Annotated in this window: 24 protein-coding genes; 2 read left to right on the forward strand and 22 right to left on the reverse strand. The window is 36.4% G+C overall.

What is annotated here, in order from left to right; all coding sequences use genetic code 11:
* Positions 1-182 precede the first annotated feature (182 nt).
* From CWR45_RS02720 to CWR45_RS02750, 7 genes are all read right to left on the reverse strand, one after another.
* Positions 183-1,151, reverse strand: coding sequence for a siderophore ABC transporter substrate-binding protein (locus CWR45_RS02720; RefSeq protein ID WP_115748271.1), 969 nt, complete (start codon positions 1,149-1,151; stop codon positions 183-185).
* Positions 1,152-1,638: 487 nt separating this feature from the next.
* A complete protein-coding gene (locus CWR45_RS02725; protein WP_115748272.1) occupies positions 1,639-2,394 on the reverse strand; it encodes an iron ABC transporter ATP-binding protein in 756 nt (251 codons plus the stop codon).
* A complete protein-coding gene (locus CWR45_RS02730) occupies positions 2,388-3,338 on the reverse strand; it encodes an iron chelate uptake ABC transporter family permease subunit (protein WP_115748273.1) in 951 nt (316 codons plus the stop codon). Before CWR45_RS02730 ends, CWR45_RS02725 begins: the two co-directional genes overlap by 7 nt.
* Entirely contained in the window at positions 3,328-4,281 is a 954-nt protein-coding gene (locus CWR45_RS02735; RefSeq protein WP_115748274.1) for an ABC transporter permease, read from the reverse strand. The genes CWR45_RS02730 and CWR45_RS02735 overlap by 11 nt, the downstream gene beginning before the upstream one ends.
* 471 nt (positions 4,282-4,752) lie before the next feature.
* Entirely contained in the window at positions 4,753-5,475 is a 723-nt protein-coding gene (locus CWR45_RS02740) for a DsbA family oxidoreductase (RefSeq protein WP_115748275.1), read from the reverse strand.
* Between the two features lie 496 nt (positions 5,476-5,971).
* A complete protein-coding gene (fni, locus tag CWR45_RS02745) occupies positions 5,972-7,027 on the reverse strand; it encodes a type 2 isopentenyl-diphosphate Delta-isomerase (protein WP_115748276.1) in 1,056 nt (351 codons plus the stop codon).
* A 398-nt stretch (positions 7,028-7,425) separates the two neighbouring features.
* The gene (locus tag CWR45_RS02750; RefSeq protein ID WP_115748277.1) at positions 7,426-7,968 is read right to left on the reverse strand and encodes a 2TM domain-containing protein; all 543 of its coding nucleotides are present in this window, start codon (positions 7,966-7,968) and stop codon (positions 7,426-7,428) included.
* Between the two features lie 231 nt (positions 7,969-8,199).
* On the opposite strand from CWR45_RS02750, the gene CWR45_RS02755 reads away from it, so the two are divergent.
* The gene (locus CWR45_RS02755) at positions 8,200-8,739 is read left to right on the forward strand and encodes an HD domain-containing protein (protein ID WP_115748278.1); all 540 of its coding nucleotides are present in this window, start codon (positions 8,200-8,202) and stop codon (positions 8,737-8,739) included.
* A gap of 240 nt (positions 8,740-8,979) precedes the next feature.
* Here the strand turns inward: CWR45_RS02755 and CWR45_RS02760 are convergent, their stop codons facing one another.
* The 8 genes from CWR45_RS02760 to CWR45_RS20255 all read right to left on the reverse strand — a co-directional run bounded on the left by CWR45_RS02760 (position 8,980) and on the right by CWR45_RS20255 (position 17,007).
* Positions 8,980-9,519, reverse strand: coding sequence for a VanZ family protein (locus CWR45_RS02760; protein WP_115748279.1), 540 nt, complete (start codon positions 9,517-9,519; stop codon positions 8,980-8,982).
* 18 nt (positions 9,520-9,537) lie between these two features.
* The gene (gene vanY / locus CWR45_RS02765; protein ID WP_115748280.1) at positions 9,538-10,413 is read right to left on the reverse strand and encodes a VanY-A/VanY-F/VanY-M family D-Ala-D-Ala carboxypeptidase; all 876 of its coding nucleotides are present in this window, start codon (positions 10,411-10,413) and stop codon (positions 9,538-9,540) included.
* A gap of 104 nt (positions 10,414-10,517) precedes the next feature.
* Entirely contained in the window at positions 10,518-11,630 is a 1,113-nt protein-coding gene (locus tag CWR45_RS02770; protein WP_115748281.1) for a sensor histidine kinase, read from the reverse strand.
* Positions 11,623-12,324, reverse strand: a complete 702-nt coding sequence (gene vanR / locus CWR45_RS02775; protein WP_115748282.1) for a vancomycin resistance response regulator transcription factor, VanR-F/VanR-M family — start codon at positions 12,322-12,324, stop codon at positions 11,623-11,625. The genes CWR45_RS02770 and vanR overlap by 8 nt, the downstream gene beginning before the upstream one ends.
* 354 nt (positions 12,325-12,678) lie before the next feature.
* Positions 12,679-13,773: a ribosome small subunit-dependent GTPase A gene (rsgA, locus tag CWR45_RS02780; RefSeq protein WP_425453586.1), complete on the reverse strand. Its 1,095-nt coding sequence runs from the start codon at positions 13,771-13,773 to the stop codon at positions 12,679-12,681.
* 483 nt (positions 13,774-14,256) lie between these two features.
* Entirely contained in the window at positions 14,257-15,081 is an 825-nt protein-coding gene (locus CWR45_RS02790; protein WP_115748285.1) for an aldo/keto reductase, read from the reverse strand.
* A gap of 48 nt (positions 15,082-15,129) precedes the next feature.
* Positions 15,130-16,764, reverse strand: coding sequence for a ribosomal protection-like ABC-F family protein (gene abc-f, locus CWR45_RS02795; RefSeq protein ID WP_115748286.1), 1,635 nt, complete (start codon positions 16,762-16,764; stop codon positions 15,130-15,132).
* Between the two features lie 120 nt (positions 16,765-16,884).
* Complete coding sequence (locus CWR45_RS20255; RefSeq protein ID WP_281271819.1) at positions 16,885-17,007, reverse strand: RAxF-45 family protein; 123 nt, start codon at positions 17,005-17,007, stop codon at positions 16,885-16,887.
* Positions 17,008-17,199: 192 nt separating this feature from the next.
* On the opposite strand from CWR45_RS20255, the gene CWR45_RS02800 reads away from it, so the two are divergent.
* On the forward strand, positions 17,200-18,933 hold the full coding sequence (locus CWR45_RS02800; RefSeq protein WP_115748287.1) for a methyl-accepting chemotaxis protein: 1,734 nt from the start codon (positions 17,200-17,202) through the stop codon (positions 18,931-18,933).
* Positions 18,934-19,169: 236 nt separating this feature from the next.
* On the opposite strand, the gene CWR45_RS02805 is transcribed toward CWR45_RS02800, so the two are convergent.
* The 7 genes from CWR45_RS02805 to CWR45_RS02835 all read right to left on the reverse strand — a co-directional run bounded on the left by CWR45_RS02805 (position 19,170) and on the right by CWR45_RS02835 (position 23,531).
* A complete protein-coding gene (locus tag CWR45_RS02805) occupies positions 19,170-19,685 on the reverse strand; it encodes a nucleotidyltransferase family protein (RefSeq protein WP_115748376.1) in 516 nt (171 codons plus the stop codon).
* 123 nt (positions 19,686-19,808) lie between these two features.
* Positions 19,809-20,345 carry a GNAT family N-acetyltransferase gene (locus CWR45_RS02810; protein ID WP_115748288.1) on the reverse strand — a complete coding sequence of 179 codons (537 nt, stop codon included), beginning with the start codon at positions 20,343-20,345 and terminating at the stop codon, positions 19,809-19,811.
* Between the two features lie 43 nt (positions 20,346-20,388).
* Positions 20,389-20,691 carry an antibiotic biosynthesis monooxygenase family protein gene (locus CWR45_RS02815; protein ID WP_115748289.1) on the reverse strand — a complete coding sequence of 101 codons (303 nt, stop codon included), beginning with the start codon at positions 20,689-20,691 and terminating at the stop codon, positions 20,389-20,391.
* Between the two features lie 275 nt (positions 20,692-20,966).
* Positions 20,967-21,536, reverse strand: coding sequence for a DNA-3-methyladenine glycosylase I (locus CWR45_RS02820; RefSeq protein ID WP_115748290.1), 570 nt, complete (start codon positions 21,534-21,536; stop codon positions 20,967-20,969).
* Positions 21,537-21,614: 78 nt separating this feature from the next.
* Entirely contained in the window at positions 21,615-22,184 is a 570-nt protein-coding gene (locus CWR45_RS02825) for a DNA-3-methyladenine glycosylase I (protein WP_115748291.1), read from the reverse strand.
* A 1-nt stretch (position 22,185) separates the two neighbouring features.
* The gene (locus CWR45_RS02830) at positions 22,186-23,028 is read right to left on the reverse strand and encodes a sulfurtransferase (protein ID WP_115748292.1); all 843 of its coding nucleotides are present in this window, start codon (positions 23,026-23,028) and stop codon (positions 22,186-22,188) included.
* Positions 23,029-23,030: 2 nt separating this feature from the next.
* Positions 23,031-23,531, reverse strand: coding sequence for a GNAT family N-acetyltransferase (locus CWR45_RS02835; protein WP_245975320.1), 501 nt, complete (start codon positions 23,529-23,531; stop codon positions 23,031-23,033).
* Positions 23,532-23,578: the final 47 nt, after the last annotated feature.

Here is a 23,578-nt window from a genome sequence, read left to right on the forward strand (position 1 = left end):
CCTCATTTCATGATTCTTCTTTTATTCAAACACAAATGCATACTTAATTTCAAGTTTAGTATCGGATGAATTACCTCGAGGTATGCAATAATTTAGCTACTTTTTCCAGATTACTACACAAGCATTTCCCTTTCCGAAACAAAAAATAACAGGCAACCCTAAGGCTACCTGCTATACTCATTTTAATTCAAGCTATCATCTATATCCTGCACCATTTGTGCTACTGAAACTAGTCCGCCGCCAGACAGGTACCAATATTCAGGATTTAAGTATACGATTTTATCATTTTTAAATGCTTTTGTATTCTCAACCAATTCATTTTCCACTAATTGTGGTGCAGATGTTTCGCCACCTACAGCAGCTGCACGGTCAACGACATATAGAATATCTGGATCTTGTTCAACAACATATTCAAACGTAACGTTCATTCCATGTGTAGATGCTTCAATATTCTCGTCTGCTTGTGCTACTCCAAGTACATCATGGATAATCCCAAATCGTGAATTTGCACCGTAAGCACTTATCTTATCATCATTTGCTAAGATAATAAGACCTTTCTCACCGGAATCTGTAGCTTTCTCGCTAACTGCTGCAATTGATTCTTCGATCGTTGCAATTTCTGCATCAATTTCTTCTTGCTTATCAAAAACTTCACCGATAATTGCCATATTTTCTTTAAATGATTCCATATATCTTGTTGTATCTACACCTAGGTGAATCGTTGGTGCAATTTTACTAAATTCTTCATACATTTCCGCTTGGCGACCAGAGATAATAATTAGTTCTGGGTCAACGCTTGAGATTGCTTCGAGGTCTGGCTCTTTTAAACTTCCGATATTTGTGTAATCATCACTAGCATATTTTTCCAAATAAGATGGCACTGTTCCTGCTTGTGCAACACCTGCTACATTAATTCCTAGTTTATCAAGCGTATCTAAAATACCAAAGTCAAAAACAACGACATTTTCTGGATTTACTGGTACATCAGTTTCCCCCAGCTCGTGTTTAACTGTAACAGTATCTGATGCTTCCTCTGTATTTGGTGCTTCATTTCCTGTATTTGCATTTTGCTCGCCTTCCTCTGCAGAACCACAGGCAGCGATAATAAATAGCAATAAACTTGTTATTAGCAATAGTCCTAATTTCTTCATCTATATTTCTCCTTTTTGAATAATATATATTATTAACAATAACCATCAACGTATGAATACTTAGGAATCGTTTGGAGAAACATCCATCCTCAAAGTAGAGAAAGTCATTAATTTGCAGCAAATGAGCTGATTTATTAAGAACGTATACATGCCGAGCGCTCGAGACATGTATCCTTTTAATGTGCGTTCAAATGGACCAGACTTTTTGAACATCCTCTTATAAGTCATATTATGAAACAAATCCATTTACCTAATCAAAAAGATAAGGTATGATAAGAATTGAGGGTTCCTTTATAGTGGATTGGTTCATTTTTATGAGCTTCCATTATAAGGGGATTTTTTTTCCTTCTCTAAGAAAACTGACTGTCACCAGGCCTTTTGCGACAGTCTTAGTTGCACTTATGCAGTGAGAAAGTTTTTTTACTTTCTTATCTACCAAGAAAATGCATGCTCCCCTTCTATCCATTTTCTCCATCATCAACGGTTATTAGAAATAAACACAAATGCGTTGGTTATCAATTTCTTTAATCTCAATGTCCATGTCATAGATTTCTTTTAATACACATTTATCTATCACATCACATGTTCGACCTTCTTTTACAATCTTGCCATCCTTAAGTGCGACAATGTTATCCGAATAACAAGATGCGAAATTGATATCATGAATAACGATAACAATGGTTTTACCCATTTCATCTACTAATTTCCTTAGTGTCTTCATGATTGATACGGAATGACGCATATCTAGATTATTTAGTGGTTCATCAAGTAGAATATACTCCGTATCCTGCGCAATAACCATTGCAATATGCGCTCGCTGGCGCTGACCACCACTGAGTTCATCTAAATATTTATCTTGCATATCGCGAAGCTCCATATAATCAATTGCTTCTTCAATCTTAGCTACATCTTCCTTTGAGAGTCTCCCTTGTGAATAAGGAAAACGACCGAATGAGACAAGCTCGCGAACCGTCAGCTTCAAATTAATTTGATTCGATTGCTTTAAAATAGAAATTTTCTTAGCAAGTTCATTATTTTTTACGCTGAGAATGTCCATGCCGTCGATTGAAATTTGCCCTTCATCTCTTACAATCAGGCGACTAATCATAGAAATTAACGTACTTTTCCCAGCACCATTCGGCCCAATAAACGACGTGATTTTTCCTCTTTCAATTTCCAGAGTAACGTCCTCAATAACAGGTTTATTTTGATACGATTTAAATACATTTTTTATGTTTACCATGATTTATTCTCCTTTAGTAAAAGAAATATGAAGTAAATCCCACCAATAAGGTTAATAATAACGCTAATTGTTGTGCTGAACGTAAATATCTTTTCCACGATAAATTGTCCGCCAAGTAATGCAATAATACTTATTAATACAGCAGCAAGTAAAATGTATGCATGCCGATATGTCTTCATTAATTCATACGCAAGATTAACAACAAGTAATCCTAAGAAGGTAATTGGTCCAATTAAAGCTGTTGAAACAGAAATTAGTACCGCAACGACTATCAATAGTCGTTTTACAATTCTATCATATGGTACGCCTAAATTAATTGCTTGATCTTTCCCTAATGCCATAACATCTAAATATTTATAGTACGGGATAAAGAAGATCATAGTAATAACTATTAAGATAATCGAAACCCCTACAAGATCGGAATTCACGTTATTAATACTCGCGAACATCTTATCCTGGACAATCATAAATTCATTTGGATCAATTAACACTTGCATAAACGAAGAAAAACTATTAAAGAAAGTTCCTAAAATCATCCCGATTAATAGTAAGAAATAAATACTCTTATTCTCGCCCTTAAATAAGAAGTGATAGAGAATTAAAGTAAACAATACCATTAACCCAACTGAAATAAGAAAGTTCGTATTCCCGCTCATCATCGCTAGTGTATGGGAGCCAAAGACAAAGACAATTACGGTTTGAATCAATAAATAAAGGGAATCAAGTCCTAATATACTAGGTGTTAAGATCCGATTATTCGTAACCGTCATAAACAATGTTGTTGCAAAGGCAATTGCCCCACCTGTTAAGATAATGGTTACTACCTTTGTAATTCTTCTAGGTAATATATAATCAATGTTTCCACTTAAATCATAGAAAATGTATAACAATGCTAGTAATAATGCGATACCGGCTAAAATGATTATTCTCTTCTTATATGCCATACTTTCTTCTCCTTACCAATAGATAGATGAAAATAGCACTACCTATTACCCCAACAGTTAAACTAATTGGAATTTCATAAGGATAAATGATAATTCTACCGATAATATCGCAAACAAGTACAAATACCGCACCTAGCAATGCTGTATGTATTAATGTTTTCTTCAAGTTATCACCTAAATAAATGGTCACGATATTCGGTACAATTAACCCTAGAAAAGGGATAACACCAACCGAAAGTATAACGGAAGCTGTAACAAGTGCACTGATAATCAAGCCTAGATTTACAACGCGTCGGTAATTCAAGCCTAGATTCTTCGAGAAATCTTCCCCCATACCAGCAATCGTAAATTTATTTGCATAGAGGTAGGCAACAATAAGAACAGGGATACTAACAAACATTAATTCATAATTTCCACTCATGATCATTGAAAAGTCGCCCTGCATGAAGGAAGACATATTCTGGATGAGATCATTCTGATATGCGATGAATGTAGAGATAGAGCTAATAATATTCCCAAACATTAATCCAACAAGTGGAATAAATACAGCATCCTTAAACTTTATCTTTTCTAAAATCTTCATAAAGATAACTGTACCTATTAGTGCAAATACAAACGATACTGTCATTTTCTGTAATGGGGTAGCTGATGTAAAAATCATCAATGAAATAAGTACTCCAAGTCTCGCCGCATCCATTGTTCCCGCAGTTGTCGGAGAAACGAAACGATTTCTGCTCAGCTGCTGCATAATTAAGCCAACAATACTCATGCTCATTCCAGCAATGACAATACTGATTAACCTCGGTACTCTACTAACCATTAAAATCTGAATTTGTTCATCCGTTAAACTAAATAAATCGAGTAACGTAATATCAGATACCCCGATAAAAATAGATGTTACGGAAAGAACAATTAGCGCTAATACTAAATACCATATCTTCATAGACTGCCCTTCTCTTCAAAACTAATCTAACGATATATTACAATATCAAGATTAGCCTTTATCCACCTATATGTTTATTTGTACGTATAATAACGTAATAATAATTCTTATATTCTAACGAATCTAAATAAGAATGATATTCATTATCAATTAGATTCTTAATTACAGTATATCAGAAATACATGTATCGTCAATACAAACAAGCAATAATTATATATTAAATAATCCGCTTACAATTATTGGATTGAACGTATTGCTGAATATCTGAAGTGAAATTGACAAGCGCACCGTGAAAATTTTATATTGCTCGAAACTAGTGTGCGTTCGTTCCAGAAGAAAACGGATAACCTCTAAAGCCCACTGCTAACTCACATGGCATCACTCATCGATACAACTGTGAAAGATAAAATCAAACAAATCTAAAAAAACTAACCCATCGCAATATATAGCAACAAGTTAGCCTAACTTTCTTTATGATTCTTTAACGTCACAGCCCTCATCTGTACAATATGAAGTCTCTGATTTCTTTGGGTTCAATGATTGCAATACTTGCTCTTTGTTTTCCTCTTCCCATACTTTTTCAAGTACTTCAGAGAATACCTCAGTAGGTTGAGCACCTGATACAGCATATTTCTCATTGAATACAAAAAATGGCACACCCTGTACTCCAATTTGACGTGCTACTGTAATATCATTTTGAACTGCTTTAGTATAATCATTTGATTGAAGAATTTCTTTAACCTCTTCTTTATCTAAACCAACTTCAACGGCTAATTCGATTAATGTTTCATGATCGCTCATTAATCTTGACTCTGTAAAATAGGCATGCAAAAATCTTTCTGTTACTTCTTTTCCTTTTCCTTGCTTAGTCGCATATTTTGCAACGCGATGGGCATCAAAGGTGTTTGCATATTGCATCGTATCAAAATTATAAGTTAATCCCTCACCTGCGGCTTGCTGACCAACTTGGTTATTCATTACCTTTACCTGATCCAGTGGAAGACCTTTTAATTCCGAGAAAGTTTCGTAAAAATCCTTCCCTGGAATATGCCTTGCCGTTGGGTCAAGCTGATAACTTTTATATTCGACAGTTATGTCATCACTATGTTCAAACTGTTTCATTGCATTTTCTAGTCTGCGCTTTCCAATATAGCAAAATGGGCAAACAAAATCAGACCATACCTCAATTCTCATATTTAACAGACTCCTTTCCTACATGATATTGTAGCACAGCAATCCATTCGGTAAAAATTATGTGCTTGCATCTTTATACCTACGCTTATCATATGGTAATTCGCTAAAACAATACTGAATCAAAAGCGCAAGGACCGTTTATGACTTAAGGACTTTGCTCCACAGTTGGGTGGTTCTGCGTGTCGAACATTCTTTCTTAAGAGTTAAAGGATACCTAGGGACTACAGGATGTAGTCCCTTCGGCGTTGCGACAATGGTTTTCGATGGGCGAGTAATCGCAGTCTTAAGACGTCGCGTTTTTGACCGAACTTCCCCTTCAAGCGAGTCGATGTTGTCTTTCAACACAAGGTTCAAGCCTTTTGTTTCGCCAGATTGTCATGAAGTGAGGGAAGTCCCGCTGGGCGTAAGAGCTGGACGTGACTCCCCAGTCATTTCGATTAAAACAGGAAATTTTTATACTTTCCTATTCTTAAAAAAACAGCTAAAGCAAACTGCTTTAGCTGTTTTCATCTAATAATGATTGGCCCATTACACTCACCCGATTCGTGTTCTTCAACTCCTCGAGATTTTTCACACCAATACCAAACATCGTCATTTTCAGTTCTAACTCAATTTGCTCCATTGTTTCGATTACCGATTCTGCTGATTCTGTTGCAGCCTTCAGTAAATGACGTGCAAAGCCAATCATATCCGCACCAATTGTAATCGCTTTTGCCGCTTCGACACCATTTTTCATTCCACCACTTGCAACTAATGGTACTTCAGGTAATTTGCTTCTAACAGATACGAGACAATCCTTCGTTGGAATTCCCCAATTATTAAATGCTTCTGCAGCCGCTTTTCTCAATGGGTTTCTTGAACGCAGCTTTTCAACCTGACTCCAAGAAGTTCCACCTGCACCAGCAACATCAATATATGAAATTCCAGCATTGTATAATTTTTCTGCAACAGTACCATCAATACCAAATCCTACTTCTTTCACACCAACAGGTACTTCTAGCGTCTTACAAACCTGTTCTATTTTCGGTAGTAAATTCTCAAAGTTTAAATCGCCACCATCTTGAACGACTTCCTGGAGACTATTTAAATGAAGCACAATTGAATCTGCATTCGTTTTATCAATAATCCGCTGACACTCTTCCGCACCATATCCATAGTTTAATTGGACAGCACCAAGGTTTACGATTAATGGCGTATTTGGAGCTTGCTCGCGAATCAAGAAAGACTCTTTATATGCATCACTCTCAAGGAATGCTCGTGTAGAACCAATTGCAAGTGCCCATCCTTTTTCTTCAGCAGCAATTGCCAAGTTTTGATTAATCGTAACAGCTAAGTCAGATCCGCCTGTCATTGAGCTTACTAAAAAAGGAGCTCTTAATGCTCTATCTAAAAAGCTTGTCTTAATTTCAATGTCATCAAAATTAATCTCTGGTAATGCATTATGTATAAAATGGATCCCTTCAAGACCCGTTGATTTATTCACACCTTCAACTTTTCCTGTTAAACAGAGACGAATATGCTCGGTTTTTCGTTGGTTGATTCCCTTTTCCATATAAGGTACCTCACTTTACTAAAAAATAATCCACATTTTATAGAGGTTGTTCAAACAGTCCGGTAAAAATGACACATCGTTGTTTCTAGTTGGCTTGCTTTTCCGTTACTCACACTAAAACATTCAGGGAACTTCTACTAAAACCGTCTACGTCCTGTAGACAACGTAGAAGTCACCACATCCTGTGGAAGACCGTTTCGTTACTCAAAGCTACGCCACCTCGAACTTCCGACGCCCAGGACGGGCTAGTGTCGGTATTGCAACAAAACTTTCCGATGGGGCGAGTAATCGCAGTCCCAGGACGTTGCGAACTTAGCCGACCGGTCCTTTTTATCCTCCTTTTTAAACGCTCAACTAATAGTGTACTTGTTTCCCAATCAAAATAAAAGGAAATCGAATTAATTTTCCCGTGGATCCTTCTTGGGGAAAATTGTATAACTGAAACTAATTAGGAAATCAGCAGCCAATACGATTGACCATAAACGAAGTGTGCCATATAATGCTTCCGTCTGCTCCCGGTTTTTGATAAAGAAAATGATTCCTGCCAAAAAGGCACTGCCAATACACCATGCCAGTAAATGCCGATACCAGCCCGAACGCTCAGACCTCGCATATTCTTTACCATATTTCTTTCTCTTCACCGGCTTCTCACCGTCTGCAAATCTAGCCGCGAAATGTTCGTCTGCCCATTTAATCATCTGGTGGCCAAACGCAATACTAACCCCAATGTAAATTGCTGCTATCCCATGTACTGTTGTCGCAATCGCTCCGTTTTTCAAGTCAATAACTGTTACAATTAATAGGAGTAAATCTACAAGCGGCGTACAAATCAATAATAGTGCTCCAAGTTTTTTCCTTTTAAAGATATACCTAGCTACCAGACCAGCTATTACAAATATCCAAAACAAGATTTCACAAGCAACAATCACATAACCGACCATTTCATTTCCCCTTTGCGATGGATTTCCTCTCAAAGATAATGTAGCATAATATTTTTATATTATACAGCCTTGCTATACTAAAAATATGCCAAAAATAATTAATCATGAACAAAGATAAATATTAGAAAACTAAGGTTTAACCAAGCCTTTCGGTGACAGCCTTAGTTGCACTTATGTAGTTAAGAAAGTCGTTATACTTTCTTAACTACCAAAAAATAAAGGAGGAAATTTATGATAGAAAAAGCAAAAGCATTTGCAGCAAAGGCGCATGAAGGCCAGGTAAGAAAGAATTCAGATGTTCCTTACATCACCCATCCAATTCGAGTTGCCGAACGATTACAAAAATCAGGATTTAGTGAAGCATTAATCTGTGCCGGTTACCTTCATGATGTAGTTGAAGATACACCAATTGAAATTGAGGATATCGAAAGAGAATTCGGGAAGGTTGTGGCGAAGCTAGTTGCTGCCCACACGGAAGATAAATCGAAATCCTGGCAGGAGCGTAAACAGCATACAATTGATACGGTAAAAAATACTGAAAAGGAAATAAAATATTTAATTGTTGCCGATAAACTCGATAATCTGCTTGGTCTCGAGCAGGATCTTAAAAAGCAGGGAGATACCGTTTGGAATAATTTCAACGCTGGGCCGGACAAGCAGAAATGGTATAACGAGTCGATCGTGAGAAGTATGTATGACGGGCTGGATTATGTGGATATTCCTAAGTATTTTAGTGAATATGAAGATGCTGTGAAGCGTGTTTTTGGATAGATAATGTGTAAACAATTGACAACACATTTAGCTAGCTATGTATTTAAGTTACTTCTATATATAAGTGAAACAATCCCAACTTCCTTATGAGTTTACTTGAAGTTGGGTTTTCGATTTGTAAATTGACACAGGCTGTGCCTGCCTGTTTGTTAATTGGAAAGTGTAACCCAAACCCGTCAATAATTTACATTCGTTGTCACTCTTCGTTCCATTAATAATTTCCTATTTTCAATTCATCAATTAGCCATAATCCCCATACCTAATAAAACCAAAAATTAATAACAGCACTAATGCAAAAATGCATAATGTTCCGATCGAAGCTAAAACATTAAGAATTATATTTGCCTTTGTACTAAACAGCTTACAAAATACAATATAAAATCCAACTCCAATAACTCCCCCTAATGTATTTCCCATAAGGTCAGTTATATCGCTACCTCCTATAGCAAAGATGAATTGTAAGACTTCAAACAACAAACTAACTCCTGCTATTGGTACAATCTTTTTCAAGAAAGACCAACTTGGTTTTAGCATACTGATATAAATTCCAAATGGAATAAATGCAAATACGTTATAGATTATTTCACCAATATCTATTTGATCGTTTTTAATAACTGAACCAGCAAAAGGGATTAAGTTGATCCCTCTAAAATCCGTGAAGTGACGCAAGTCTTGAAATGAAAATTGCATTTTAAAAAGTATTATCCATGTTAAAACAAATAAATATACGACCAACAAGCCAGCAGTTATTTTATTTGGATTAATTATTGATTTTCCCATATAAATCCCCTATTCCTATCATTCGTAAACTGTCACTATTACTCCGTCAATATTGTTGCCTGAAATCTCAAAATAGCTATTATCCGGTATGTTAATCATCCTGCTCCCGAAACTGGGGTAATAGGTAATCATGTATTTTCCCCCATTAATGCTGGCAGAAATGGTTTTTTCTTCTTTTAGGTAATCTAAATATTCTTCTAAAACAATATTCTTTCCCTTCATAATCGCACTATGCGGCAAACCGACATAACGGATATGCCACGGTTCATATTGAATTCCTGTTACATTCGTTTTATCCTTTGGATAGCGTAAAATGAACCCGTATTTCCAGGCATTATCTTCTATCCACTTTCCTTCCGGTGCATCGGCCATCTTCATTTGAGTGGATCCCACATCAAGCGCTATGCCCAAATTGTGTTCACTATAGCCAGCTGGCAAAGCATAGGAAGAACCCATTTCCTTATAAAGCATACTTTGCATATCAAAGTCTCGGAATCCACTGGTTATGGAGAAATTATGTACTCCTTCTTTTTCTGCAGCAGCAATCATCTTTGAAAATTCACGGGCAACATCCTCTGACAAGTAAATGTCGTTACCTGGCAGCTCATATCCATTCGATAATTCAGTTTTGGAATTTAAATTGATGATATCCGATTTAATACTCTCTTGATGAACTGGATATTCATTATTGACCAAAAGAAGGTTTCCTTGGTAGATTTGTTTCATTAAAATTTCTATCGTTTGAATATTTTCATTGACACTTTTATCATCTGCTAAATCATTTACATATTGATCATATTTTTGTACTTCTATATTGGGTTCAAAAAAAGATTCAATATTTACGAAAATTAATCCCAAAAACAATAACAATATTAAAAAGCCCCACTTCTTCATTTTTCAGTTTCCTCCTTAATCTTCCTTGCTTATAAGAATAGGGCAAACTATTTAAAAAAAGAGTAGGGTAAATCTTAAATTTTTCTTAAGTTCTGTACTTATCGTTAATCATAATTTATTGGTTCACTTTCCTTTGGTAAACGAACTTCAAAAATTGTCTTGATAACGCTGCTTTCAACAGTAATAGTTCCATTATGCTGCTCCACAATATTCTTCGCAATGAACAATCCAAGGCCTGTACTATCTTCTTGATGCGTTCGTGCTTTGTCTCCGGTGTAGAGCATGTCAAAGAGGTACGGGAGTTCATCTGGGGGAATGCTATCTCCATAATTAACAACTCGTATTACCACTTCATCTGAATCAATAAAACCGTTAATATCAATATACTGACCTTCATATCCATAACGAATTGCATTAGTTATAAGATTTTCAAACACACGTGCTATCAAATCTCCATCACCAAAAATAGGTAGTTGGGACTGACTATTCATCCGAGCAACCAAATGATTCTTTTCAAATACAGGATACAATTCTTCCTTTAATTGGTTAAGCAGGTCAGTTAAATTAATTGGCTTTTTTTCAACTGGCAGCATGCCATAGTTCATTCTAGTTATTTCGAATAATTCATCAATCAGTCTTTCCAAACGCTGTGACTTAGTAAAAGCAATCGTTAAAAAATGTCTGACTTGCTCTTTAGACAGACTCTCATCCTTTAGGAGCAAATCCAAATAGCCTAAAACCGAGGTAAGCGGGGTCCGCAAATCATGAGCTAAATTAACGACCAATTGGTCTTTGCTGCTTTCCGAAAAATCTCCTCTTTCTATAGCTTCTTTCAACTTTTCGCTTGCCAAATTAATATCTTGGGCGATATCTCTAAATTCATCATTTGACCTAACCTGAACCTTGTATGAGAAGTCACCTCGGGCTAGATAATGGATTCCGGTTGAAATCTCATTGAAATAAGCCGAATAGCGCTGTGTGAGTAAATAGAAGAAAACCAACGAAAGCGGGATAAATAGCAGTAAGAAGAAGTTAATGTCGCCAAGCTCTTTCATAATTTGACGATATATAAAAAGTGCGTCTCCAAACTGAGCATTAGTATGATAATAGTATTGCAGTCCTTTAAAGATTAAATAAACTATGATACCTGATGCAAGCATACTTAAACAAAAGAACAACACCATTTTTGAGCGAAAACTGCGCATCATTTTAATCATTGAATGTATACCCTACTCCCCATACTGTCTTAATCCATTTATCTTTCCGTTTATCCTCTTCAAGCTTTTTCCGAAGCGTACGTATATGAACCATAACGGTATTACCACCTTCAAAGTATGCCTCGCCCCATACCTGCCTGAATATATTTTCTACACTAAAAACCTTCTTTGGATGACTTGCTAGTAAATACAAAATATCAAACTCTTTCGGTGTTAGCTCTATGCTTTCACCATATAGCGTAACTGTATGATGATCAGGAGAAATAACCAATCCACCATATTCCACGCTAGTGTTATTATCTGCTTCTTTTTTAGGCTGATTCAGCTTCATAAAACGTCGGAGCTGAGCATTTACACGAGCAACCAGTTCTATCGGAGTGAACGGTTTAGTCATATAATCATCTGCTCCAATTACGAGCCCCTGTACTTTATCGAAATCAGATGTTCTAGCACTTAAAAATATGATAGGCATATTATGCTGTTCCCGAATGCGTCGGGTCACTTCATATCCATCCATTTTCGGCATCATAATATCCAAAATCAGCAAATCAATGACCTGAGTCTCAACAACACGGATAGCTTCTTGTCCATCCGATACTTTAATACAGTAGTAGCCTTCTCTTTCTAAATGGATGGCAACCAGATCAGCAATTTCATTTGCATCATCAGCAATTAATATCGAAATATCTCGCATCTTTCCACTCCTAATAAATTTAACATACAGCTATATTTCAAGTTCTACTCATTTTCTATTTAGCTTATCAGCATAATTGGATCAAACTTTATTTTAACATAGCCTATCATTTCTCCTATTTCCAAAGATATATTATCTATCTTTACCTGTGAGCAACTCGTTAATATAAATAGTAAGATTTTATACATTCTTAACTATTAGAAAACTAAGGTTTAACCGAGCCTTTCGGGGACAGCCTTAGTTGCACTTATGTAGTAAGAAATATTTTATACTTTCTTAACTATCAAAAAAATGAGAAGCAAAGGATTTACTAATTGCTTCTCATTTTCTTTAATCATAAACCAACTCGGCGAATCAGCCACGACGTTTATATTTACTTTTCAAATCCTTAGAAACCTGCTTCCATTTATTCCTTTCTTCCTGCTGTGCCTTTTGATCCTGCTTTCTTTTCTCATATGCGAGTTCACGTTGAAGCTTTACATAGTTTTGAAAGCGCCCCTCCGGCAGTTCTCCATTATCTAAAGCTTCTCTTACAGCACAGCCTGGTTCCAACTCATGCCTGCAATCAGTAAATCGACAGTTTGCTGCTAGTTCTTCTACATCCTGGAATGTCGCATCGATTGCCGATTCACCCTCCCATAATTGCAGCTCCCTCATTCCCGGTGTGTCAATCATGAGTGCTCCGTTTGGAAGCATGAACATTTCCCGATGTGTCGTCGTATGACGTCCTTTACTGTCAGATTCCCGAATACCCTTCGTATCTTGCACCTGTTTTTCAAGCAATGTATTTACTAAGGTTGACTTTCCTACACCTGAAGACCCAAGCAGGGCCGCTGTCCGGCCAGTCGGCAATAGCTTCATTAACTCCTCGATCCCGTCCTTCGTCACACTGCTAACTGCTATAATTGGAATTCCAATCGCAACCGACTCTACTTCAGTAATCGCAGTATCAACTTCTTCTTGGGAGCATTCGTCCTTCTTTGTCAGAACAATGGCAGGCGATGCACCACTTTCATATGCCGCCAGCACATAGCGTTCGATTCGTCTCATATTCAAATCATGGTTTAGTGAATTGACGATAAATATTGTATCAATATTTGTTGCAACGATTTGTGCCTCTGTTCTTAGTCCTGCAGCCTGTCTGACAAACTGACTCTTTCGCGGCAATACCTGATTAATAACTGCCTTCTGTTCATCTGCCAGCTTTTGTACCTCTACCCAATCACCAACTGCTGGAAAGTCGAGTACTGAGGTTGCTTCATTAAGGAATTTACCGCTTAGATGCGCTAAATATTCCATTTCTCCGTCAGAAATACGATAGCTGTTTTTCTGTACGGTGATTACACGGGCAATAAACTCCGTGTTTATTGCTGTATTCGGGCTTTCCCAACCAAGTTTAATAAGATTATTCAATTTTGTTTTCCTCCTGTTTAGTGGAGGAAAAGTCATCTATACCGACTGTTCCTCCATTTTTCTGCTAGTGTATTTGATTTCTATTGTTAATTTTTGAGTTTCAATCATACTGCATCACACCTTTCCTAATGGATGAACCATATTTTTTAATAGTTTACTACAAAATAGAGGTTTTGTGCGAATTTTTCTTTAAATTCGCTCATCAGCCCACCGCTGCGGAAATACACTACGCTTTCCGCGGGCGGCTGGTGAGCCTCCTTGTGCTGCGCACTTCGTAGTCTCACCGAGGCCTTTCCTCCCGCAGGAGTCTCCGTGTATTTCCTTCGCTTGGATTATGCCAGTATATAAATTGCAATCCCTGTATAAGAATCGCATCTTCCTCTCCTACAGCTAAAGATCCATCGGATGCTCATGGAAATGCATTCTCCTTTGTTGCACTCAACTTTGAATCGCTATCCCTATGTTACAACTAAAAAAAAAATCAGATGTGCATATTTACACATCTGATTCACTAATTAACTATCTATTATTATTTTCATTTGGTGCTTTATTAATACGGATGTTGCGATCTAGTGTTGCGAGTTTCTCCATGTCTGCTTCACTTAGCTCAAAGCCAAAAACATCGATATTCTCTTCGATTCTTGAAGGTGTGACAGATTTAGGAATGACAACAACGTCTGTTTGCAAATGCCAGCGAAGAATGATTTGTGCAGGTGTTTTGCCGTACAGTTCTGCTAATCCCTTCACAACCTCGTCTTCTAGAACGTCTCTTCCATTCATCAATGGGCTATATGCTTCCACTAAAATTCCGTGTTTTTGACAGAATTCCTTTAATTCTTTTTGTTGTAAGTATGGATGACATTCCACTTGATTAATCGCTGGAACGACTTCACACTCATCTAAAATACGTTCAAGATGCTCGATAGCAAAGTTACAAACACCAATTGCCTTTACACGCCCATCTTTATATAGCTTTTCCAGCGCTTTATACGTTTCAACATATTCATCATATTTAGGAGTTGGCCAGTGAATGAGATATAACTCTACATAGTCTAGTCCAAGTCTTTCTAAACTCGCATCAAATGCTTTTAATGTATTTTCATAGCCATGATCACTATTCCAAACCTTAGTCGTAATAAAAAGCTCTTTCCTAGGAATATTGCTATTTGCAATTGCCCTGCCAACACCTGCTTCATTTCCGTATACCTTCGCTGTATCGATGGAACGATAGCCAGATTCAAATGCTTTTTCTACTGCTGCTGTTGCTTCTTCGTCGGGTACTTGCCAGACACCAAAACCTAATTGGGGCATCTCTAGACCATTGTTTAGTGTAATATTTTGCACATTATCGCATCCTCTCTAACCGTATTTATTTTAGTTTACCATATCCTTTCAAAATTGCGACTCTTTCCACTTGCTTCTTGAAAATGTGAAGTTCCCTTCATATCTAGTTAGTGTTTGATTTGCCAGTAAATAAGTGATAGGAAACAGTCGATCCAAAAAATATCGGTCATGTGATACAGCAATTATCGTTCCATCAAATAATTTCAGAGCATCCTCTAATACTTCTTTCGACTCAATATCCAAATGGTTTGTCGGTTCATCCAAGATTAATAGATTATGATTTTGGTGTACAAGTTCCGCTAATCTCAGACGCATTTTCTCCCCACCACTTAAATCGCTCACTTTTTGGAACACGGTTTTACCATAGAAAAGGAATTTCGCTAATATCGCTCTAGCTTCCCCTTCTGCAACATGAACATGGTCGCGGAACTCCTCTAGAATTGTCTGCTCACTATTCAGCTCCAATACATGCTGGGAAAGAAACCCAATCGATAAATTACTGCCTATTTTAACAGTTCCCGAATCCGCCTTATCTTTTCCTAAGATAATGTTTAACATGCTTGACTTACCGGTCCCATTTTCTCCAATAATCGCAATCCGGTCCTGAAAACGAACATGCATATTTACTGAATGAAATAGCGTTTTTTCTGTAAATTGTTTACTGACTTCTTCAAATATGACAACATCCTTACCACTTCGATTGTTAATCTGAAAATCGAGGCTAATCTTTTTCTGTTCTAATATTGGCCGTTTCAGCACTTCGATTCTTTCAAGTGCTTTTTCCATGCTTTTCGCACGTCGATGCAGCCCATCATTTGGTGGATTTGCCTGATTTGCCCATTCTTTCAATCGCTTGATTGTTTCTTTCATTTTCTTTATTTTCTTTTGCTGATCTTGGTAATGCTGAAATTCCTGCAGTAAACGTGTTTCTCGCTCGATTACATAGTTTGAATAATTTGTCTTGTAGGTAATTAATTCTCCTTGATCAATCTCCAGAATGGATGTCACTGTTTCATCTAAAAAATATCGGTCATGGGATACGATAATGACGGTTCCATCATACTGTTTGATAAACTCAGTAAGCCACTCAATTGCCAGAAAATCCAAATGGTTTGTAGGTTCATCAAGTAATAATAAATCAGGTGCGGAAAGAAGCAGCATAGCCAACCCAATCTTTGTTCTTTCACCACCGCTCAAGGTTCTCCATTCTTTATTTGCCAAATCCTCGATCTGAAGACCAGACATAATTCTTCTCACCTGTGCATCTACTTCATAGCCGCCATCTTCTTGGAATTTCTCCTGTAAATCCCCATATTTTTCAATATAGTACGTTAATCGTTCAGAATTAGTCTCCGTACTCATTTTTCCCTCTAATTCAATCATCTTAGCTCTTAATTTATTTAAATCAGAAAAGACATTATATAGAAGTGTCACAGATATTGTTTCCCCATCAATTTCCGGGTTCTGTTGTAACAGCCCAATCGTTAGCCCTTTTTTCCAAGTTATTACTCCTGTTGCAGGCACTGTTTTTCTGGCGATTAAATTGAGTAGTGTCGTCTTTCCCTCACCATTTCTGCCAATTAATCCAATCCTGTTTCCTTGTTTAATTTCACATGTCATGTCACTAAATATTGTATTTGCTCCATAAGTTTGTGTAACTCTATTTAAACTACAAATAATCATTTTCTCTTCCTCCGAAATAGAAGAGACATTATTTTACGCATAGAAAAAAGACGTCAGGAAGTGAATCCCCCAACGTCTTTTTAAATTCCGTTCGTAGGCAGATGTCTCTTACTGGTATTTTTACCGCTCAATTGTTCTAAAAAAGGACAGACTAATCCCGTTGAACAAAAATGCAGCAAAAATAGCATAGCGAATACAAAGGTACTCTCTAAGTTTCACTACACCACTACCAGCAAATTCCATCTTACCCACCTCCTTTAAATATATACTTATAATATTAAGATAAGTATCACAACATAGTCAATAGTTATTTTATCACAGGAAAAAATACTTAATATTAACTTAACAATTCTAACTTTAATGACGATATAAAATAAAGCTACATTTTGTATTATTCTATTTTAATAAGTTTCATAGTTAGTTAGGGGGAAGATTATGAAAAAGAAACAAAAGAATAGAAAGATAAAAAGATTCACATGGAAAGATATTAAAATTGGTCAAAAGTATTTAATAGCATTTTTCACGACAGTAGGACTCATTATTATCGCTAGCTTTATTGTCTTCTTACAGTTAAATAAAACAGAAGATAATATCAAGGCAATAGAAAAACAAAATGTCTGGGTAAATGACATGACACATCTGTCCTCACTCATCCAGCTACAAGACTTCCAAATTGCCGAGTATTTATTAACACAGGATGCTCAATATATTGATACGTATAACGAATACACTGAAGAAGTCAATACGATAATGGCTGATATGACACCAAAGCTGACTACAAAGAAACAGAAGGAAGCTTTCAATACGATACAAGATAATATAAATGGGATAAAGGATACCTTTCTAAATAAAATGGTCCCTTCCGTTGAAGATGATTTAGTTGTATATGCTACGTCACTAAGAAGCTATTCATCAAATTATCGAAATGAAATCCTTGAACAAGTAGAACATTTAACAAACGATGTTAAGAAGGATCAGGAAGAACTAGTTAAAACATCTACAAATAATATCAATAGCAGCATACTTATTTTATTTATTGCTATTTTTACCGTAGTGGTAATTGGTACAATATTAATGCTGTTTGTTAGTCGGAATATTGCAGTTGGACTATCAAACTTAGTGAAACTAACGAAAGAAGTAGCAGATGGGAATCTGCAAGTTGACTCAATTGACTATAACGGTAAGGATGAAATAGGCCAATTAGCAGCCACTATTAATCAAATGAAGGATAGTCTTAAACACATTCTAAGTAATATAGCAAAGGCAGCAAATTCCGTCTCAACTAGAAGCGAAGACTTAACACAATCTGCAAAAGAAGTTAAAGAAGGAAATATTCAGATTGCTAGGACAATGGAAGAATTATCCACAGGCGCAGAAACACAGGCAAATGGTGCATCGGATTTAGCAGAAAATATGTCTGAATTTGTACAACGTGTCATACAATCCGAAAAAAGTGGCCAGGAAATTGCAGCAAGTTCAAACGATATTTTATCCTTAACAAATAATGGCACAACCCTTATGAATAAATCTGTTTCACAAATGAAACAGATTGACACTATCGTTTCCGCTGCTGTTGAAAAGGTTAAGAACTTGGATAAACAATCTGCTGAGATTTCCAAACTAGTCATTGTCATTCGTGATATTGCAGATCAAACCAATTTACTATCATTGAATGCGGCAATTGAGGCGGCAAGGGCTGGAGAACATGGTAAAGGCTTTGCTGTTGTTGCCGACGAAGTAAGAAAACTTGCAGATCAAGTATCCTCATCTGTAGAGGGAATTAAAACAATCGTTACCGCTATTCAAACGGAAAGCATTCAAGTGGTCGAAACATTAAGTACTGGCTATCACGAGGTTCAAGAGGGAACAACCCAAATTGAAGCAACAGGAAAAAGCTTTGCATCCATTAACGCTGCTGTTTCCGATATGGCTATAAAAATTGATGCTATATCAAACAACCTAAATGAAATCACAATTAGAAGCAGTGATATGAACAATGTTATTGAAGATATTGCTTCTGTCTCAGAAGAATCAGCTGCTGGAGTCGAGCAGGTTGCAGCTTCCACACAACAATCCGCTAGTTCTATGGAAGAAGTTTCACATAATGCGGACGAATTAGCGGATCTAGCAGAACAAATGAATTATGAAATAAATCTGTTTAGACTTTAGTCTTATAGCTTTAAAAGCTCAGAACGGTGGTGCACCCAAAAATTAGATTTTTTTCTCTAAATTTTGAGTTGAAGCACCAACATCTGAGCTTTTCTTTATTAGTCAATTATTTATTTTCCTCGTAATGGGTTTATACCGATTAGCTGATTATAAACTGGAGGGAAATTTGTTACTTACTGCTAGACAGCTACCGCTTCTCACGGGCGCTCGACTAGTGAGCCTAACTTATAAATAAACTACTCTTGGTAGATTTTTAAATTACCCCAAATAGATTTCCAGTTCTTTTTTTTTATTCTTTCTCCGTAAATTTTCATTCGTTCTTCAGCTACTGTAAAATAAGGAGTTGGTTTCACTTCTAGATTGATAAGATCACTAATTCCTAATGGAGCTGTTAAAATAACATTGTTTCCTTCATCCAACTTTACACCTAAAGCTGTCGCAGTTTCCGGGAACTTTGAGATAGCGTCAATAGAAGAGCGATAAGGAGGAACTTTATTTCTAAGGTGCATTCTCGCTTCATTCTTTACAGACCAAGGAATATTCGGTCTTAGGTCTAATAACTTTTGCTCTAGTTTCTTTTCTTCTAATTCATCAATATTTGCCGGGTCAAAGTAAATGACATCAATATCTAGAAGAGGTGTTCTATCATTAAAATTATGTAATACATCCCATACCTTTGTCCTGACAAATCCTGCACAAATCCACCAATCAGGCAAATTCAAAGACTTGGCACTATCTAATATTTCCATCATCCATTTATCTTCTTTAATAAGACCAACAATTGCTTTTTCATCTAACACAATAAAGTAACTCCTTACTATCGTATTCCTATACTAGATATTCTTTTATTTCTGATACAATCATTAATAGTAGACTTAAGCCTTCTTGATTTCCTTCCATTCATTCTCTAAAATACTCATTTCCCACAAACTCCAGTATTCATTACCATTTTTTCTTGAATCTCTATGTAACCCCTCTTTTATGAATCCTGCTTTTTCGTAACAGGCGATAGCAGAAACATTAAAATCAAAAACTCCGAGACTAACTCTATGTAATTGAAGCTCATCAAAGGCAATTCCAAGGATTTCCTTGATCATTTGCTGACCTATTCCTTTACCTCTTGTATCTTTATCACCTACTAATACTTTTCCAACTCTTGCAGATTTATTCTTTCTATCAATCTTTCCGAGAGAGATATGTCCGATAGTATCTTCAGATTCCTTATCAATTACTTTATAAATTAACGTTTCTGAACCGTCAAGATTGGCATTGTAGATATATTTTTCTAGTTGATCTTTATCCAAAGGATAATGAAACCCCGGTCCTCCCCATTGAAGTAAGAACTCAGTTGAATCAATCCAATAAATGAGTTGTTCAAAATCTGGCCGTTCAAAATATTTTAGTTCTACCACAATATTCTACCTCCACTCTCTGCAAATTCTTTACAAATAATTACTAAAATCCCTTTAGAGTAACCTGCTCAAAATGTTCAACAGTTGGAAATGGATCATAGAATTTATGTAATTGCTTTTTCCATTCCTGATACTCTTCTGACTGTCTAAATCCAACTGTATGGTCCTCTATTGTTTCCCATTTTACTAACAGTAAGTATTTCCCCTTTACTTCCATACAACGTTGCAGTTCATGGGATATATAACCTGCCATTGACGATATAATTTCTGATGCTTGCCGAAACGCTTGCTCATATTCAGCTTCCATACCTTCCTTAACCTGTAGCATAACTGCTTCCAATATCATTTCATTAGCTCCTTTTTTGAAATATATTCACCTATAATATTTTTTGATGTTCTTATCATTGGTAAAATGTAGGATAGATACAATTAAAGATAACTTCAATTTTAGTTAATATTCTAACAAATTATATTGGAGTTAGCCTTTACTAAAAAACTTAAGGTACAAAATCATATTGAATTTGCACCTTAGAATCTTATTTAAAAGTTCTCCTCAATAAATGAACCCGTTGATTGTAAGGAACTCTATTTCTCTCTACTGTTTATCAGGAGGCCCATTATTCATTCCATATGCTTAGAATACCTAAAACAATCCCTCGTATGGTCATTCACCAATCCCGTAGCTTGCATAAATGCATAACAAATCGTTGGTCCGACAAATTTAAATCCGCGTTTTTTTAAATCCTTACTCATTTGCTCAGACTCTGGTGTAGACACAGGAATCTGCCCAATTTCCTCCCAATGATTGATGATAGGTTTGCCATCAACAAACTGCCATATATATTCGTCAAATGTGCCAAATTGTGCTTGAACATTTAAGAATGCTTTTGCATTAGAGATAACGGAATTGATTTTTAGCTTGTTTCTAATAATACCTTCGTTATGCCTTAATTGCTCTACTTTTGAATCATCATAGTTCATAATGATTTTCGGATCAAAATTATCAAATGCTTCCCTGTAATTCTCTCTGCGTTTAAGGATTGTAATCCAGCTTAAACCTGCTTGAGCTCCTCCAAGCGAAAGCATTTCGAATAATTTCTGATCGTCATGATGAGGAACACCCCATTCCTCGTCATGATATTTCAAATAAATTGGATCTGTTGTAACCCATGCACATCTTTTTTGTTCCATCTTAGCTCTCATCCAATTCTATGTCATTTTTATCAAAAGAACTCTATTTCCCCTACTGTTTATCGGGATGCTCATTATTCATTCCATATGCTTAGAATACCTAAAACAATCCTTCGTATGGTCATTCACCATTCCCGTAGCTTGCATAAATGCATAGCAAATCGTTGGCCCGATAAATTTAAACCCGCGTTTTTTTAAATCCTTACTCATTTGCTCAGACTCTGGTGTAGACACAGGAATCTGTCCAATTTCCTCCCAATGATTGATGATAGGTTTGCCATCAACAAATTGCCATATATACGCGTCAAATGTGCCATATTGTGCTTTTACTTTCAAGAATGCTTTTGCATTGGTAATAACAGAATTAATTTTTAGCTTATTTCTAATAATTCCTTCGTTTTGCCTTAACTCCTCTACTTTTGCCTCGTCATAGTTCATGATTACTTCTGGGTCAAAATTATCGAATGCTTCTCGGTAATTTTCTCTGCGTTTGAGAATTGTAATCCAGCTTAAACCTGCTTGCGCTCCTTCAAGCGTAAGCATTTCGAATAATTTCTGATCGTCATGAAGAGGAACACCCCATTCCTCGTCATGATACTCCACATAAATTGGGTCTGTTGTAACCCATGCACATCGTTTCAGTTCCATCTTAGCTCTCATCCAATTCTATGTCATTTTTATCATAAGAAATCCAGTCACTGAAGCTTCCTGGATATAATTTCACATTCGTATAACCTGCTAATTTTAATGCAAGGATATTCGGACATGCCGATACACCTGAACCACAGGAGACGATAATTTCTTCATCTTTTGATAATGCGGCAAAGTGCTCCTCAAGCTCCTCTACATTTTTCCATAAGCCATCATCGGTAAGGACATCTTTCCAAAAATAATTCTTCGCACCTGGAATATGTCCCGCTTTACTATATAATGTTTCTATTTCACCTAGGTAACGTTCTTTGGCACGTGAATCAATTAATATTGCAGTATGGTTTTCCGTCTTTTCTTTTACTTCTTCCATCGTTACCGTTTGATCATTACGGAAATTAGGCTTAAATACTTTCGGCTGTAATCTGGAAATTTCCTTCGTAACGTCATTTCCAACTTCAACCCAGCGCTTGTATCCACCCTCAAGGATATAAACTTTATCATGTCCACTATTTTCTAGCAGCCACCAAAGCCTAGCAGCAAACATCTCATTTCCTTGGTCATAAATCACAACAGTTGTATCTTCATCAATACCGATATTACCCATTTTCGCAGCAAATGTCTCCCTGTCTGGAAGTGGATGAGCACCACCATGCTTCTCTGCTCTTCCTGATAAATCACGATTTAGATCAAGGTAAACCGCATCTGGAAGGTGGCTTTCCAAATACATTTTTCTTCCTGCATCCGGATTATCCAATTGAAATCGCACATCGACTATTATCGTGTTTTCAAGATTGTTTCCAAGTCTCTTCTTCAATCGTTCCACACTAATTAAATTCGACATTATTACCCCTCCAGTATTTTGCTCATATAATATTCATCTACAAATCTACCATCCATAAATAGTGAATCTTGTTTTATTCCTTCAATTTTGAAGCCTGCCCTCTCGTATAACTTTACTCCCGCAATATTTTCTGTAACAACAGTGAGTTCTAATCTATGAATCCCATGGTTTAATGCCCATTTCTCTAATTCTTGAAATAACCGTGTACCAATACTTCTTCCCCGATTTTCCGCTGAAATACCGATTACTATGTAAGCACAATGCTTATTCTTAATCGTATTCCCGCCAATAGCAAATAGATAACCGGCCAATTTATTGTTTTCAACTGACACTAGTATTTCCGAATTACTCTTTTTTGTTAATGTTTCAATCATTTGCGCTTGTTTTTCTGCAGTAATTTTCCTTTCCCCTGCTCCGTAAAGCATATAGGGACTTTCCGTTTCCACTTGCCCGATCAATACTGCTAATTCTTCTGCATCGCTACCTAATGCTTGCCTAATCAAAGTCATCATTCCAATTCATATTCATATTTATTCGTGAGCTTGCGGCA

The organism is Oceanobacillus chungangensis (genome assembly GCF_003369565.1).
GTDB classification, from domain to species: domain Bacteria; phylum Bacillota; class Bacilli; order Bacillales; family Amphibacillaceae; genus Oceanobacillus; species Oceanobacillus chungangensis.